We start from the raw sequence: 16,038 nt of genomic DNA, 5'->3' as shown, positions 1-16,038 counted from the left end.
TGCACGCCAGCTGGCGTGCAGAGTAAAATTATCGGGCAAACATCCTTCATGCTGCAAGACGGTAGCGCCCAATGCGGCGAGGTCCACGGATGAACCGGGTCACCAGGCCAGCGCACCGGCAAGGTGAAGAATGGAAGCCGGGTCACATTTTATCGTTTGGATTAAGCACCTCTGTCAACCGTTGTTGCAGCACCGTGCGCATTTCGGCATCCAGCGCGCGCCGTTCGCTGTCGGCGAGGATGAACAAATCCTCCACCCGCTCGCCGATGGTGCTGATGCGGGCGCCGTGCAGCGACACGCCAAGGTCAGCAAACACTTCGCCCACGCGCGCCAGCAGGCCTGGCTGATCCAGCGCCACCAGCTCCAGATAGCTGCGGCGGTCGGTATGGGTGGGCAAAAAGTTGACTTCGGTATCGACGCTGAAGTGTTTCAGACGCGATGACTGACGACGCGTGCGCGGCGGCACCCACTGCGTTTGCGTGATTGCCTGCTCCAGCGCCTGAATGATCAGCGGATGGCGATCCGGCGCCAGCGGACTGCCATCCGGCTCCAGCACAATAAAGGTGTCCATGGCCATGCCGTCGCGGCTGGTAAAGATCTGCGCATCGTGCACGCTCAGATTGCGGCGATCGAGCTCTCCGGCGACGGCGGCAAACAGGTAAGGGCGATCCGGGCTCCAGATAAAGATCTCGGTGCCACCGCGCGTGGCCTGCGGACTGACCAGCACCAGCGGTTTGCTGAGGTCGTGATTGATCAGATGACGCGCATGCCACGCCAGCTGGTTGGGCGTGTGGCGCAGAAAATAGTCGGCGCGGCAGCGGCTCCAGATATGGTGCAGGCGCTCTTCATTGAGATTTTCCATGCGCAGCAGCGCCAGCGCCTGCAGCCGGTGATGACGCACGCGCTCACGCAGATCCGGACTGTTCTCCATACCGCGCCGCAGCTGTTTTTCGGTGGCGAAGAACAACTCGCGCAGCAGGCTCTGTTTCCAGCTGTTCCACAGGCTTTCATTGGTGGCACAGATGTCGGCAACCGTCAGGCAGGACAGATAGCGCAGCCGGTTTTCGTTTTGCATCACCTCGGCGAACTGCTGAATTACCGTCGGATCCTGAATATCGCGGCGCTGAGCGGTGACCGACATCAGCAGGTGATGGCGCACCAGCCAGGCCACCAGTTGCATTTCGCGTGAGTTGAGGCCGTGCAGTTCGGCAAAGTCCAGCGCGTCCTGCGCGCCGAGGATCGAGTGATCGCCACCGCGCCCTTTGGCGATATCGTGCAGCAGCGCGGCCATCAGCAGCAGTTCCGGCTGTGGCAGCCGCGGCCACAGCTCGACGCACAGCGGATGCATCGACCGTGTGGCTTCGTCGGCAAAACTCTCCAGCTTCTGCAGCACGCGAATGGTGTGCTCATCTACGGTATAAGCATGGAACAGGTCGAACTGCATCTGGCCGACGATGTTGCCCCACAGTGGCGTGTAGGCCCACAGCACGCTGTGGCGATGCATCGGCACGAGCGCGCGCTTCACCGCGCCAGGATGGCGCAGAATCGCCATAAAGGTGCGGCGCGCTTCGGGAATCTGACACAGCGGCTGTTGCAGGTGACGTCGCGCGTAGCGCAGCTGACGCAGCGTAGTGGAGTAAATGCCGGTAATGCTTTCGTTGCGTACCATCACGTAAAACATGCGCAGAATCGCCTGCGGCTCGCGTTCAAACAGCGCGGGATCGCGCAGGTCGATCAGATTACCGCGCAGCTGAAAATCCTCATCAATGCTGCGTGGCTTTTCGGTGGTCGACAGCGCCAGAATGGCTTCGTCAAACAGCTGCAGCAGCATCTGGTTCAGCTCGCCGATGCGGCGCGTGACGCGGTAAAAATCCTTCATCATGCGCTCAACCGGCTCATTGCCTTCGCCACCATAGTTGAGGCGCTGTGCCACGTTGAGCTGGCGGTCGAACAGTAAGCGGTTATCGTAACGCGGCAGCGTCAGGTGCAGCGCGAAACGAATGCGCCAGAGAAATTCCTGGCACTCATTGATCTCATTGCGCTCGGCTTCAGTGAGAAAGCCAAAACCGACCATCTCATCCATGGTGGTGGCACCAAAGTGACGGCGCGCGACCCACTGCAGAGTGTGAATATCGCGCAATCCGCCCGGACTGCTTTTGATATCCGGTTCAAGGTTGTAGCTGGTGCCGTGATAGCGCTGATGGCGTTCCAGCTGCTCCTCAATTTTGGCGGCAAAGAAGCGTGACGACGGCCAGAAACCGTCGCTGAAGATATTCTTTTGCAGTTCGAGAAACAGCGCCACGTCGCCGGTCAGCATGCGCGACTCAATCAGGTTGGTCGCCACGGTGAGATCCGACAAGCCTTCCAGCAGACACTCTTCCAGCGTGCGCACGCTATGGCCGACCTCCAGCTTGAGATCCCACATCAGCGTTAGCAGTTCCGACGTGCGCTGCGCGGCAGCTTCATCCAGCGGCTGACGGCTCAGGATCAGCACGTCGATGTCCGACAGCGGGTGCAGCTCGCCGCGGCCGTAGCCACCCACCGCCACCAGCGCGATCTCTTTCATCTGGTCGAAGCCGTACAGACGCCACAGCCGGCGCAGCAGGCGATCGATAAACAGCGTGCGCGCATCAATCAGCGATTCGATATCGCTGCCGGCGTCAAAAGCGCTGCCCAGATGCTGCTGAAACTGTTCAAGGTACTGTTTGAGTTTGTCGCGCGTCAGCGCGTCGTCAGGCCAGCTGGCGGGGGAATCGGTCAGGCCTTTGTGTACTGCTTCGGTCACGCTACCACTCATCAACATGCCTCTTCTGCGCCATAAAAAAGCGGGCTTACAGCCATGATGCCGTTCAGTTACCCGCCGCAGCCAGACGCATTACAGCCGCAGCGGCGCGCATTATCGCTCGATAAAGGGCGCCGCTACGGGAAGTGCAGGGATGGGCGAACGTATACTGCCAGCGTTCGTTTTAAGCCGGCCTGCTGTCCTGATGAAGCGCGTTACGCGTTGTTTTCCAGCACGGCCGGAATAGTGTCGTCTGCGCGCAGCGTCAGGATCTCACAGCCGTTTTCCGTCACCACAATAGTATGCTCATACTGTGCGGACAAGCTGCGATCTTTGGTTTTCACCGTCCAGCCATCTTTCATGGTGCGGATGCGATAATCACCGGCGTTGACCATCGGTTCAACGGTAAAGGTCATGCCAGCCTGCAGCACCACGCCGCTGTCGTCGGCATCGTAATGCAGCACCTGTGGCTCTTCATGGAAGCCCTTGCCGATACCGTGTCCGCAATACTCGCGCACCACGGAGAAATCCTGTGCTTCGACATATTTCTGAATCGCCCGGCCCAGTTCACGCAGGCGAATGCCCGGCTTCACCAGACGCAGCGCAATGTACAGGCTCTCCTGCGTAACGCGGCACAGGCGCTCGCCCTGAATGGTTGGCTGCCCGACGATGAACATCTTTGAGGTATCGCCATGATACTCATCCTTGATCACCGTGACATCGACGTTAACGATATCACCCTCTTTCAGCACGCGATCGTCGCTGGGAATACCGTGACACACCACTTCGTTGACCGAAATACACACGGATTTCGGGAAGCCGTGATAGCCGAGACAGGCCGAAATAGCCTGTTGCTTTTCGGTGATGTGCTGGTGGCACAGACGGTCAAGCTCGCCGGTGGTCACGCCCGGCACCACGTGCGGGGCAATCATCTCCAGCACTTCCGCAGCCAGACGGCCCGCCACGCGCATTTTTTCGATTTCTTCTGGGGTTTTGATTGAAATGGCCATTAAATAATCCGCAATCGCCGCAATTTTCGACAATAATGAGTTCTGTGGCAGCCATGTTAGCAGCCAGCAAATGGGCTGCCAAATCGGGATTTTGCCGTGCCGCTCATGCTAACAACTGTTGGCGTATTCCTGCGCATTGTGGTATAAAGCGCGCCGACGATTCTCTGTCACCTCGTATGAGGGGGCAGGAAACGCATAAATCTCATTATGTGTACTAAAACACACATGTATCGACACATACGCCGGGGTGCCTCGTAAGAGGTCGGTTGTATGGGATACATGGAGGCCCAACCCCAAACAAACTTTTAGAGGTAATCATGGCAACTGTTTCCATGCGCGACATGCTCAAGGCTGGTGTTCACTTCGGTCACCAGACCCGTTACTGGAACCCAAAAATGAAGCCATTCATTTTCGGTGCGCGTAACAAAGTTCACATCATCAACCTTGAGAAAACCGTACCAATGTTCAACGAAGCCCTGGCTGAGCTGAACAAGATCGCTTCCCGTAAAGGTAAGATCCTGTTTGTTGGTACTAAGCGCGCTGCTGCCGAAGCGGTAAAAGAGTCTGCACTGAGCTGCGACCAGTTCTTCGTTAACCACCGCTGGCTGGGTGGTATGCTGACTAACTGGAAAACCGTTCGTCAGTCAATCAAACGCCTGAAAGATCTGGAAACCCAGTCTCAGGACGGTACGTTCGAAAAACTGACCAAGAAAGAAGCACTGATGCGTGCTCGTGAGCTGGCCAAGCTGGAAAACAGCCTGGGCGGTATCAAAGACATGGGCGGTCTGCCGGATGCACTGTTCGTTGTTGACGCCGACCACGAACACATCGCAATCAAAGAAGCAAACAACCTGGGTATCCCGGTATTTGCTATCGTTGATACTAACTCTGATCCAGACGGCGTTGATTTCGTTATCCCAGGTAACGACGATGCAATCCGTGCTGTAAGCCTGTACCTGACTGCCGTTGCCACTACCGTGCGCGAAGGCCGTTCACAAGACCTGGCTGAGCAGGCTGAAGAAACTGCTGAAGCTTAATAAGGTTCGCTCTTTCTGAGAGCCCTTAGACATCAGATGTTATCTGTATAAGGGGCCGCTTAGGCCCCTTTATTTATCTCCTTCTGTGACGCACCCTGTTCGGGCCTGCGGGGCAGAGTAAATTTTCCGCAACAAGTTTCTGACAGTGTGAACGCACTGCGAGACGAATCGAGGATTCTGGAATGGCTGAAATTACCGCTGCACTGGTAAAAGAACTGCGTGAGCGTACTGGCGCAGGCATGATGGACTGCAAAAAAGCGCTGACCGAAGCGAACGGCGACATTGAGCTGGCGATCGAGAACATGCGTAAGTCTGGTGCGATCAAAGCTGCCAAGAAAGCAGGCAACGTGGCTGCTGACGGCGTGATCAAAACCAAAATCGCTGGCGACTATGCCGTGATTCTGGAAGTTAACTGCCAGACTGACTTCGTTGCCAAAGATGCCGGTTTCCAGGCCTTTGCTGACAAAGTGCTGGACGCTGCTGCTGCCGGTAAAGTGACTGATGTGGAAGTTCTGAAAGCGCAGTTCGAAGAAGAGCGCGTGGCACTGGTTGCGAAAATCGGTGAGAACATCAACATCCGTCGTGTTGCTGTCCTTGAAGGCGCAGAGCTGGGCAGCTACCTGCACGGCGCGCGTATCGGCGTTCTGGTTTCAGCGAAAGGCGCTAACGACGATCTGATCAAACAGATCGCGATGCACGTTGCAGCGAGCAAGCCTGAATTCGTTAAACCAGAAGACGTTTCTGCTGACGTGGTTGAGAAAGAGTACCAGGTTCAGCTGGACATCGCGATGCAGTCTGGCAAGCCAAAAGAGATTGCAGAGAAGATGGTTGAAGGCCGTATGAAGAAATTCACCGGCGAAGTTTCTCTGACCGGTCAGGCTTTCGTTATCGATCCAAGCAAAACTGTTGGCCAGGCGCTGAAAGAGCAGGGCGCTGACGTGATCAACTTCATCCGCTTCGAAGTGGGCGAAGGCATTGAGAAAGTCGAATCTGACTTTGCAGCCGAAGTTGCTGCCATGTCCAAACAGTCTTAATGGTTTGCAGGAACCGCCGAGAGGCGGTTCTTTTTTGTCTGCGTTTTGGCGCAGCAATTTTCAGTCTCATCCCAATAGCTTTTCTCACGCGCTAAGCGGATGATCGATCAGATTTAACTTCTCATTCATCTTATCTTCCAGGAAGAATTGACCATGGCGACCAACGCAAAACCTGTATATCAACGTATCTTACTGAAACTGAGCGGCGAAGCACTGCAGGGTGCCGAAGGTTTTGGTATCGACGCGAGCGTGCTTGACCGTATGGCGCAAGAGGTGAAAGAGCTGGTTGAGCTGGGCATTCAGGTGGGTGTGGTAATTGGTGGCGGTAACCTGTTCCGTGGCGCCGGTCTGGCGCAGGCAGGCATGAACCGCGTGGTCGGCGACCACATGGGGATGCTGGCGACCGTGATGAACGGCCTGGCAATGCGTGATGCACTGCATCGTGCCTACGTCAACGCGCGCCTGATGTCGGCGATTCCGCTGAACGGCGTGTGTGATAACTACAGCTGGGCAGAAGCCATCAGCCTGCTGCGCAATAACCGCGTGGTGATTTTCTCTGCTGGTACCGGTAACCCGTTCTTTACCACCGACTCAGCGGCCTGCCTGCGCGGCATCGAAATCGAAGCGGACGTGGTACTAAAAGCGACCAAGGTCGACGGTGTTTATTCAGCCGACCCGGTGAAAAACCCGGATGCCACGCTGTACGAACAGCTGACCTACGGTGAAGTGCTGGAAAAAGAGCTGAAAGTGATGGATCTGGCCGCCTTTACGCTGGCGCGCGACCATCAACTGCCGATCCGCGTCTTCAATATGAACAAGCCTGGCGCACTGCGTCGCGTAGTGATGGGTGAAAAAGAAGGCACCCTGATTACGCATTAATACCCGACGCGGGATAAAATAAGGTATATTCTGTTGGCGCGCTGCACTGCTGTCGCGCAGCATTCAGGATGATCGATGTTTATCGATACCGTTTCCGTTCCGCTGCGTCCGGAAGTGGCCAGGTCAAACCGAATCCAAGGGTTTCAACGTGATTAACGATATTAAAAAAGATGCTGAAACGCGCATGGACAAATGCGTGGAAGCATTCAAAAACACCATCAGCAAAGTGCGCACCGGTCGTGCTTCGCCTTCACTGCTCGACGGCATCGTTGTGGAATATTACGGTACGCCAACGCCACTGCGTCAACTGGCCAGCGTTACCGTTGAAGATTCACGCACGCTGAAAATCAACGTGTTCGATCGCTCAATGGGTCCGGCAGTCGAGAAAGCCATCATGGCTTCTGACCTTGGCCTCAACCCAAGCTCAGCCGGTAGCGACATCCGTGTTCCACTGCCTGCGCTGACGGAAGAGCGTCGTAAAGATCTGATCAAGGTTGTGCGTGGCGAAGCCGAGCAGGGCCGTGTTTCCGTGCGCAACGTGCGCCGTGATGCGAACGACAAGATCAAGGCGCTGCTGAAAGACAAAGAGATCAGTGAAGACGACGAGCGTCGCTCGCAGGACGAGATCCAGAAAATGACCGACGTTCGCATCAAGCATGTGGATGCGGCGCTGGCCGAGAAAGAGAAGGAACTGATGGAATTCTGATTCCGTCATTTGCCTGACAAAACGCCGTTCAGAGACGTAGTACGACTCTGGCGGCGTTTTACATTGTGCCGGCGTACGCGCGGGCGCACACCACGACTTCACAGGGACTGCACCATGAAGCGATTAACTCTGCTGGGTTCGACCGGCTCGATTGGCACCAGCACGCTGGCGGTAGTGGCGGCGCATCCTGAACTCTATCAGGTGACTGCGCTGGTGGCCGGCCAGAATGTGGCGCTGATGGCCGAACAGTGTCAGCAATTCAAACCGCGCTACGCGGCGATGTCCGATGACGCTTCCGCTGCGGCGCTGCGTGAACGACTGAAAGCACTCAACATTGATACCGAAGTGCTCTCCGGCGTTCAGGCTGCCTGCGAACTGGCAGCACTGGACGAGGTCGATCAGGTGATGGCCGCCATTGTGGGCGCTTCCGGTTTACAACCGACGCTGGCCGCGATTCGCGCCGGCAAAACCGTCCTGCTTGCCAATAAAGAATCACTTGTCACATGCGGCCGTTTGTTTATGGAGGCGGTACGCCAGCATCAGGCGCAGTTGTTGCCGGTCGACAGCGAGCACAACGCCATTTTTCAGAGTTTGCCCGCTTCCATACAGCATCAGTTGGGGTACGCTGATCTGCGGGAGAATGGCATCGAGTCGATTCTCCTTACGGGATCGGGTGGTCCTTTTCGTGACACGCCATTAGCCGAGCTGGCCGCCATGTCGCCAGACCAGGCTTGTGCGCATCCGAACTGGTCAATGGGGCGTAAAATCTCCGTTGATTCGGCCACCATGATGAATAAAGGTCTTGAATACATTGAAGCCCGCTGGCTGTTTAACGCCACCGACGCGCAAATGGAGGTCATCCTGCATCCGCAGTCGGTGATTCACTCTATGGTGCGCTATTGCGACGGTAGCGTGCTGGCACAGCTGGGTTCACCCGATATGCGCACGCCAATCGCCCACAGCATGGCCTGGCCGGCACGTATTACCGCTGGCGTAACGCCGCTTGATTTCACACGAATGAAGGCGCTGACGTTTGCCGAGCCGGACTACGCACGCTATCCCTGCCTGAAGCTGGCAATCGATGCATGTGCAACCGGACAGGCAGCCACCACCACGCTGAATGCAGCCAATGAAGTCGCGGTAGCGGCTTTTCTGCAGCATCAGATCCGCTTCACCGATATTGCGGCCATCAACAGTGAAGTGCTGGCAACCCTGCAGAGTCAGGAGCCGGGCAGCGTTGATGACGTGATGGAGATCGATCGGATCGCGCGCGTGCGGGCCACGGCGTTGCTGCCGCGCTTTCGTTTAGCCGGTTGATGGTGCCGCTATTTGTTCGCTCAGGGTGAAAATGGTATAGTCGCTCGCTCGCGTTTTACGGCCCGACATTGTTTCGATGTCATCCGGTGAAGTTTCCGGCGTTTGCCGCAGGCGCAATGTATTCAGAAACCACAGCATTTCTGATGAAAGGAATTATTACGCGTTATGTCGTCCAACAATCACAATACAATCGATGACGGGTCGTACTGCACGCCACGTCACGTGGCCATCATTATGGATGGTAATGGTCGCTGGGCAAAAAATCAGGGCAAACTGCGTATTTCAGGCCACAAAGCCGGGGTAAAATCAGTACGCCGGGCCGTCAGCTTTGCGGTCAGCAACAAGCTGGAAGCGCTCACGCTCTATGCGTTCAGCAGTGAAAACTGGAGCCGACCGGTACAGGAAGTGACGGCCTTAATGGAATTGTTTGTCTGGGCGCTCGACAGCGAAGTCAAAAGCCTGCACAAGCACAATGTGCGTCTGCGCATTATTGGTGATATCAGCCGTTTCAATAACCGCATTCAGGAACGCATTCGCCGCGCCGAGGAACTGACTCAGCAAAATGATGGACTCACCCTCAACATTGCTGCCAACTATGGCGGCCGTTGGGATATTATCCAGGGTGTAAAAAAACTGGCTGAACAGGTTCAGGAAGGACTGTTACGTCCTGACCAGATAACTGAAGAAAGTCTGGCTCCGCATCTGTGTATGCAGGAGCAAGCGCCGGTGGATTTAGTGATAAGGACCGGGGGAGAGCATCGGATCAGCAACTTCCTGCTGTGGCAGATCGCCTATGCTGAGTTTTGGTTTACCGATGTTCTCTGGCCTGATTTTGATGAACACGTTTTTGAAGGTGCACTGAATGCATTCTCTCTGCGGGAGCGACGCTATGGCGGCGCTGCACCAGGCGGCGCCTGAGCAACCTGGGGGTAACCTTTGCTGAAGTCTCGTCTGATCACCGCGTTTATTCTGATTCCGCTGGTGATCGCTGCACTGTTTTGGTTGCCGCTGTCCGGTTTTGCGATTACCACCATCATCATCTGCATGCTTGCCGCCTGGGAGTGGGGGCAGCTGGCGGGTATGGCGACGCGTCAGCAGCGTATCTGGCTGGCGGTGCTGTGCGGCCTGCTGCTGGCGGTGATGCTCTTCACCCTGCAACCCTATCAACGCAATCTGCACCAGCTTCAGATGGAGAGCTCGCTCTGGGCCTCGCTGGGCTGGTGGATTGTCGCGCTGTTTCTCGTGCTGTTCTATCCGGCCTCGGCTGCGCTGTGGCGCACATCGCGTCCGCTGCGCCTGCTGTTTGGCGTGCTGACCGTCGTGCCGTTCTTCTGGGGCATGATGGCGCTGCGCCAGTATCACTATGACACCGACCATTTCGCCGGCGCCTGGTGGCTGCTGTTCGTGATGTTCCTCGTCTGGGGCGCGGATTCCGGTGCTTACATGTTTGGTCGTCTGTTTGGCAAGCACAAGCTGGCACCGAAGGTTTCACCGGGCAAAACCTGGGAAGGCTTCTTTGGCGGACTGCTCTCTTCCGCGATTATCGCCTGGCTGTTTGCGCTGCTGGCGCCGCTGTCGGTGGCGCCGGGCACGCTGATTATCTGTGCGGTGATTGCCACGCTGGCCTCGGTGCTGGGCGATCTGACCGAAAGTATGTTCAAACGTGAAGCCGGTATCAAAGACAGCGGTAACCTGATTCCGGGTCACGGTGGTATCCTCGATCGCATTGATAGCCTGACAGCTGCCGTGCCGGTTTTTGCCTGCCTGCTGCTGCTGGTGTTCCGCACCCTCTGAGGATAAGCGACAATGTTGAGCATACTCTGGAGTTTTGTCGCCTTTATCGTGGCGCTCGGCGTGCTGATTACCGTGCACGAGTTCGGCCACTTCTGGGTGGCGCGTCGCTGCGGTGTCAAAGTAGAACGCTTCTCGATCGGCTTCGGTAAAGCGCTGTGGCGCCGTACTGACCGCCAGGGCACGGAATACGTGATCGCGCTGATTCCGCTTGGTGGCTACGTCAAAATGCTGGATGAGCGCGTTGAGAGCGTGCCGGCAGAGCTACGTCATCAGGCCTTCAACAATAAAACCGTGCTGCAGCGTGCTTCAATCATTGCCGCCGGTCCCATCGCCAATTTCATCTTTGCCGTGTTCGCTTACTGGGTGGTTTTCATCCATGGCGTACCGGGTGTGCGTCCGGTCGTCGGCGAAATAGTGAACGGTTCCGTCGCGGCCGAAGCGCAAATTACCTCCGGTATGGAACTTAAAGCGGTTGACGGTATCGAAACGCCTGACTGGGATGCTGTGCGCCTGGCGCTGATCGGCAAGATCGGTGACAGCAACGCCACGCTGACCGTGTCGCAGTTTGGTCAGCAGGCGACGCAGCAGAAGCAGCTGGATCTGCGCGACTGGCAATTTGAACCGGACAAACAGGACCCGGTGGTCGCTTTAGGTATTCGACCGCGCGGGCCGCAAATCGAAACCACGCTGGCAGAAGTGCAGGCGCGTTCACCGGCAAGTGCTGCCGGTTTGCAAGCCGGCGACAGGATCGTTAAAGTCGATGGTCAGCCATTAACGCAATGGCAGGTTTTTGCGGCTCAGGTTCGGGATAACCCCGGCAAAAACATGGCGCTGGAAGTCGAACGTAACGGTGAACCGTTAACGCTGACGCTAACGCCGGAAGCCAAACCGGGCAATGCAGCGGAAGGTTTTGCGGGGGTGATACCGCGCGTGATCCCGCTGCCGGATGAGTACAAAACGGTAAAACAGTACGGGCCTTTTGCCGCTATCGGTGAAGCCGGTGTCAAAACCTGGCAACTGATGAAGCTGACGGTTTCGATGCTGGGCAAGTTGATAACAGGGGACGTCAAGCTGAATAACCTGAGCGGGCCAATTTCGATTGCGCAGGGTGCCGGGTTATCAGCCGAATACGGGGTGATTTACTACCTGATGTTCCTCGCGCTGATTAGCGTCAACTTAGGGATCATCAATCTGTTCCCTCTGCCGGTTTTAGATGGTGGGCATTTGCTCTTTCTGGCGATCGAAAAGATCAAAGGTGGACCAGTGTCCGAGCGAGTTCAGGACTTCAGTTATCGTATCGGCTCAATTCTGCTGGTGCTTTTAATGGGGCTTGCACTTTTCAATGATTTCTCTCGTCTGTAATCGCTGGAACGCAGACAGGCGCGGGATGTGTTAGGAAAACGCATAACAACGATGGCGATGAAAAAGTTGCTCATAGCGTCGCTGCTGTTTAGCAGCGCCACCGTTTACGGTGCAGACGATTTCGTAGTGAAGGACATTCATTTCGAAGGTCTACAGCGAGTCGCCGTCGGCGCGGCTCTGCTCAGCATGCCGGTACGCGTCGGTGATACGGTGAATGATGATGACATCAGAAACACCATTCGCTCACTGTTCGCCACCGGTAACTTTGAAGATGTCCAGGTTCTGCGTGACGGCACCACCCTGATTGTTCAGGTGAAGGAACGTCCGACCATTGCCAGCATCACTTTCTCCGGTAACAAAGCGGTGAAAGATGATCAGCTGAAGGAGAACCTTGAGGCCTCCGGTGTGCGCGTCGGCGAAGCGCTGGACCGCACCACGCTCTCTTCCATCGAGAAGGGGCTGGAGGACTTTTACTACAGCGTCGGTAAATATACCGCCAGCGTCAAAGCCATCGCGACGCCGCTGCCGCGTAACCGTGTCGATCTGAAATTCGTCTTCCAGGAAGGCGTCTCGGCCAAGATCCAGCAGATCAACATCGTCGGCAACAAAGCGTTCAGCTCAGACGAACTGATCTCCCGCTTCCAGCTGCGTGACGAAGTACCGTGGTGGAACGTGGTAGGCGATCGTAAATACCAGAAGCAGAAACTGGCGGGCGACCTCGAAACCCTGCGCAGCTTCTATCTGGATCGCGGTTATGCGCGTTTCAATATCGATTCCACGCAGGTCAGCCTGACGCCGGACAAGAAAGGCATCTACATCACCGTTAACATCACCGAAGGCGATCAGTACAAAATTGCTGGCGTGATCGTCAACGGCAGCATGGCGGGCCACTCGGCGGAAATCGAGCACCTGACGCAGATTCCAAACGGTGAGCTGTATAACGGCACCAAAGTCACCCAGATGGAAGATGACATCAAGAAGCTGCTGGGTCGTTATGGCTATGCCTATCCGCGCGTGGTAACGCAGCCGGAAATCAACGACACGGATAAAACCGTCAAGCTGCACATCAACGTGGATGCCGGTAACCGCTACTACGTGCGTAAAGTGCGTTTTGAAGGCAACGATACCTCGAAAGATGCCGTACTGCGCCGCGAAATGCGTCAGATGGAAGGCGCATGGCTGGGCAGCGACCTGGTCGATCAGGGCAAAGAACGCCTGAACCGTACCGGTTATTTCGAAACCGTAGACGTTGATACTCAGCGCGTTCCGGGCTCGCCAGACCAGGTTGACGTGGTTTATAAGGTCAAAGAGCGTAACACCGGTACCTTCAACTTTGGTGTCGGCTACGGCACCGAGAGCGGCGTCAGCTTCCAGGTCGGCGTGACCCAGGATAACTGGCTCGGCACCGGTAATACCGTGGGTATCAGCGGTACCAAGAACGACTACCAGACCTACGCAGAATTCTCACTCACCGATCCGTACTTCACGGTGGACGGTGTGAGCCTCGGCGGCCGCGTCTTCTACAACGACTTTAAAGCGGATGATGCTGACCTCTCCGACTACACCAACAAAAGTTACGGTGTTGACGGTACGCTGGGCTTCCCGGTTAACGAAAACAACACGCTGCGCGTTGGTTTAGGTTACGTGCATAACGACCTGTCCAACATGCGTCCGCAGGTGGCGATGTGGCGTTACCTCGACTCGGTGGGGCGTCATCAGGGGCTGAATGATGACGGTGATTTCTCTGCGGATGACTTCACCTTCAACTACGGCTGGACGTACAACACGCTCGATCGTGGCTTCTTCCCGACGCGCGGTAACCGTACCAACCTGAACGGTAAAGTGACCATTCCGGGTTCCGATAACGCCTTCTACAAAGCGACGCTGGACACCCAGCAGTACGTGCCGCTGAACCGCGATGGCACCTGGGTGGTACTGGGTCGTGGCCGTGTTGGCTACGGTGACGGACTCGATGGCAAAGAGATGCCATTCTATGAGAACTTCTACGGCGGTGGCTCCAGCACCGTACGTGGCTTCCAGTCCAACACCATTGGTCCGAAAGCCGCTTACCTGAACGATCACTCGTCGAGCTGTAATCTGACCGATCCAAACGGCATCTGTAAGTCTGATGATGCGGTGGGCGGTAACGCGATGGCGATTGCCAGCCTTGAGCTGATTACGCCAACGCCGTTCCTCAGCGAGAAATATGCAAACTCAGTACGTACCTCGGTATTTATGGATGCCGGTACCGTCTGGGATACCAAGTGGCAGAACACTGCGGAAACCCGCGCGGCCGGCATTCCGGACTACAGCGACCCGAACAACATTCGCGTCTCTGCCGGTGTCGCGCTGCAGTGGATGTCGCCGCTTGGGCCACTGGTGTTCTCCTACGCACAGCCAGTGAAGAAAGTCGAGGGAGACAAAGCAGAACAGTTCCAGTTTAACATTGGTAAAACCTGGTAAGTTCTGAGCACGGAAGCAGAGTCGTAGTACGGCATCGCGCCGGCCCAGACGGGAGCCGGACGATGCCAACACTGTGTCGCTGACACAAACGTTGATGGTAAGGAGTTTATAGTGAAAAAGTTGTTGTGTGCCGCAGGTCTGGGTCTTGCTTTAGCGGTTTCCGCTGGCGTTCAGGCTGCTGACAAAATTGCAGTGGTAAACGTGTCCAGCATTTTCCAACAGTTACCGCAACGTGCGACCGTTGCTAAACAGCTGGAAAGCGAATTCAAGGGCCGTGCCACTGAGCTGCAGAGCCAGGAGCGCGATCTGCAGACCAAAATGCAGAAACTGCAGCGTGATGGTTCCACCATGAAGGCCAGCGACCGCAGCCGCATGGAAAAAGACATCATGTCGCAGCGTGAAGCGTTCTCGACTAAAGCGCAGGCGTTCGATCAGGATAACCGCCGTCGTCAGATGGAAGAGCGTAACAAACTGCTGAGCCGTATTCAGGACGCAGTGAAGAAAGTGGCTGACAGCGAAGGGTATGACGTTGTAATCGACGCCAACGCCGTTGCTTACGCTGCTAACGCGAAAGACATTACTGCTGACGTGCTGAAACAGGTTAAATAATCGATGTCATCAATTCGACTGGCTGATTTAGCCCAGCAGTTGGATGCAGAATTGCACGGAGATGGCGATATCGCCATCTCCGGCATTGCTTCTATGCAATCCGCCACCCCTGGTCAAATCACTTTTCTCGCCAACAGCCGCTACCGCGAGCAGCTCGCACAGGTTCAGGCTTCAGCCGTGGTGCTGACGGAAGCGGATCTGGAATGGTGTAAAACCGCCGCGCTGGTGGTGAAAAACCCGTATCTGACTTATGCCCGCATGGCACAACTGCTGGACACCACGCCGCAGCCCGCGCAGAATATCGCGCCCAGCGCCGTGATCGACCCGAGCGCGAAGCTGGGGAACAATGTTTCGGTGGGGGCTAACGCGGTTATCGAGTCCGGCGTTGAGCTGGGTGATGATGTGGTGATTGGCGCCGGCTGCTTTGTCGGCAAGCGCACACGCATTGGCCGTGGTTCACGTCTTTGGGCCAACGTCACGATCTATCATGAGATTCAGATGGGTCAGGATTGTCTGATTCAGTCTGGCACCGTGATTGGTGCCGATGGTTTCGGTTATGCTAATGACCGCGGCAACTGGGTAAAAATTCCTCAGCTGGGCACCGTGATAATTGGCGATCGGGTAGAAATTGGTGCCTGTACCACTATCGATCGCGGTGCGCTGGATAACACTCTGATCGGCAATGGTGTTATCATAGACAACCAGTGTCAGATTGCGCACAACGTTGTGATTGGTGATAACACCGCGGTTGCCGGTGGTGTGATCATGGCGGGTAGTCTGAAGATTGGGCGTTACTGTATGATTGGCGGTGCCAGCGTCATTAACGGCCATATGGAAATCTGTGACAAAGTGACGGTAACCGGCATGGGCATGGTCATGCGTCCCATCACAGAGCCTGGGGTATACTCATCGGGTATCCCGCTGCAACCCAACAAAACCTGGCGTAAAACGGCAGCGCTGGTGATGAACATCGATGACATGAGCAAACGCTTAAAAGCCATCGAACGCAAGGTCGGCAAAGACGACTGAGCACATCCCGGCTCTA

Annotated in this window: 13 protein-coding genes; 11 read left to right on the top strand and 2 right to left on the bottom strand. The window is 56.1% G+C overall.

The features are described from left to right. Positions 1-142: 142 nt before the first annotated feature. Together glnD and map are read right to left on the bottom strand one after the other, a co-directional pair. On the bottom strand, positions 143-2,797 hold the full coding sequence (gene glnD / locus MXF20_RS07355; protein WP_325968538.1) for a bifunctional uridylyltransferase/uridylyl-removing protein GlnD: 2,655 nt from the start codon (positions 2,795-2,797) through the stop codon (positions 143-145). A 200-nt stretch (positions 2,798-2,997) separates the two neighbouring features. After that, a complete protein-coding gene (gene map / locus MXF20_RS07350) occupies positions 2,998-3,792 on the bottom strand; it encodes a type I methionyl aminopeptidase (protein WP_325968537.1) in 795 nt (264 codons plus the stop codon). Between the two features lie 317 nt (positions 3,793-4,109). On the opposite strand from map, the gene rpsB reads away from it, so the two are divergent. The 11 genes from rpsB (at position 4,110) to lpxD (ending at position 16,022) form a co-directional block, all read left to right on the top strand. Beyond that, entirely contained in the window at positions 4,110-4,829 is a 720-nt protein-coding gene (rpsB, locus tag MXF20_RS07345) for a 30S ribosomal protein S2 (protein ID WP_325968535.1), read from the top strand. 182 nt (positions 4,830-5,011) lie between these two features. After that, a complete protein-coding gene (tsf, locus tag MXF20_RS07340; RefSeq protein WP_325968534.1) occupies positions 5,012-5,863 on the top strand; it encodes a translation elongation factor Ts in 852 nt (283 codons plus the stop codon). A 153-nt stretch (positions 5,864-6,016) separates the two neighbouring features. Then, positions 6,017-6,742, top strand: coding sequence for a UMP kinase (gene pyrH, locus MXF20_RS07335; RefSeq protein ID WP_010616191.1), 726 nt, complete (start codon positions 6,017-6,019; stop codon positions 6,740-6,742). Positions 6,743-6,890: 148 nt separating this feature from the next. Further along, the gene (frr, locus tag MXF20_RS07330) at positions 6,891-7,448 is read left to right on the top strand and encodes a ribosome recycling factor (RefSeq protein ID WP_021507488.1); all 558 of its coding nucleotides are present in this window, start codon (positions 6,891-6,893) and stop codon (positions 7,446-7,448) included. Positions 7,449-7,562: 114 nt separating this feature from the next. After that, the gene (gene ispC / locus MXF20_RS07325) at positions 7,563-8,765 is read left to right on the top strand and encodes a 1-deoxy-D-xylulose-5-phosphate reductoisomerase (protein ID WP_325968533.1); all 1,203 of its coding nucleotides are present in this window, start codon (positions 7,563-7,565) and stop codon (positions 8,763-8,765) included. A gap of 165 nt (positions 8,766-8,930) precedes the next feature. Then, a complete protein-coding gene (ispU, locus tag MXF20_RS07320; RefSeq protein WP_021507486.1) occupies positions 8,931-9,683 on the top strand; it encodes a (2E,6E)-farnesyl-diphosphate-specific ditrans,polycis-undecaprenyl-diphosphate synthase in 753 nt (250 codons plus the stop codon). A gap of 18 nt (positions 9,684-9,701) precedes the next feature. Beyond that, positions 9,702-10,559 carry a phosphatidate cytidylyltransferase gene (cdsA, locus tag MXF20_RS07315; protein WP_325968532.1) on the top strand — a complete coding sequence of 286 codons (858 nt, stop codon included), beginning with the start codon at positions 9,702-9,704 and terminating at the stop codon, positions 10,557-10,559. A gap of 12 nt (positions 10,560-10,571) precedes the next feature. Next, entirely contained in the window at positions 10,572-11,921 is a 1,350-nt protein-coding gene (gene rseP, locus MXF20_RS07310; protein WP_021507484.1) for a sigma E protease regulator RseP, read from the top strand. Positions 11,922-11,972: 51 nt separating this feature from the next. Beyond that, positions 11,973-14,384 (top strand): outer membrane protein assembly factor BamA, encoded by a 2,412-nt coding sequence (gene bamA / locus MXF20_RS07305; RefSeq protein WP_325968531.1) that lies wholly within the window; start codon positions 11,973-11,975, stop codon positions 14,382-14,384. Between the two features lie 111 nt (positions 14,385-14,495). Further along, positions 14,496-14,993, top strand: coding sequence for a molecular chaperone Skp (gene skp, locus MXF20_RS07300; RefSeq protein WP_325968530.1), 498 nt, complete (start codon positions 14,496-14,498; stop codon positions 14,991-14,993). Positions 14,994-14,996: 3 nt separating this feature from the next. Further along, positions 14,997-16,022, top strand: coding sequence for a UDP-3-O-(3-hydroxymyristoyl)glucosamine N-acyltransferase (lpxD, locus tag MXF20_RS07295; protein WP_325968529.1), 1,026 nt, complete (start codon positions 14,997-14,999; stop codon positions 16,020-16,022). Positions 16,023-16,038: the final 16 nt, after the last annotated feature.

It is taken from the genome of Pantoea dispersa (assembly GCF_035783935.1).
GTDB classification, from domain to species: domain Bacteria; phylum Pseudomonadota; class Gammaproteobacteria; order Enterobacterales; family Enterobacteriaceae; genus Pantoea; species Pantoea dispersa_C.
The sequence above is the reverse complement of the archived record's forward strand: the minus strand, read 5'-3'. Positions and strand labels throughout refer to the sequence as shown.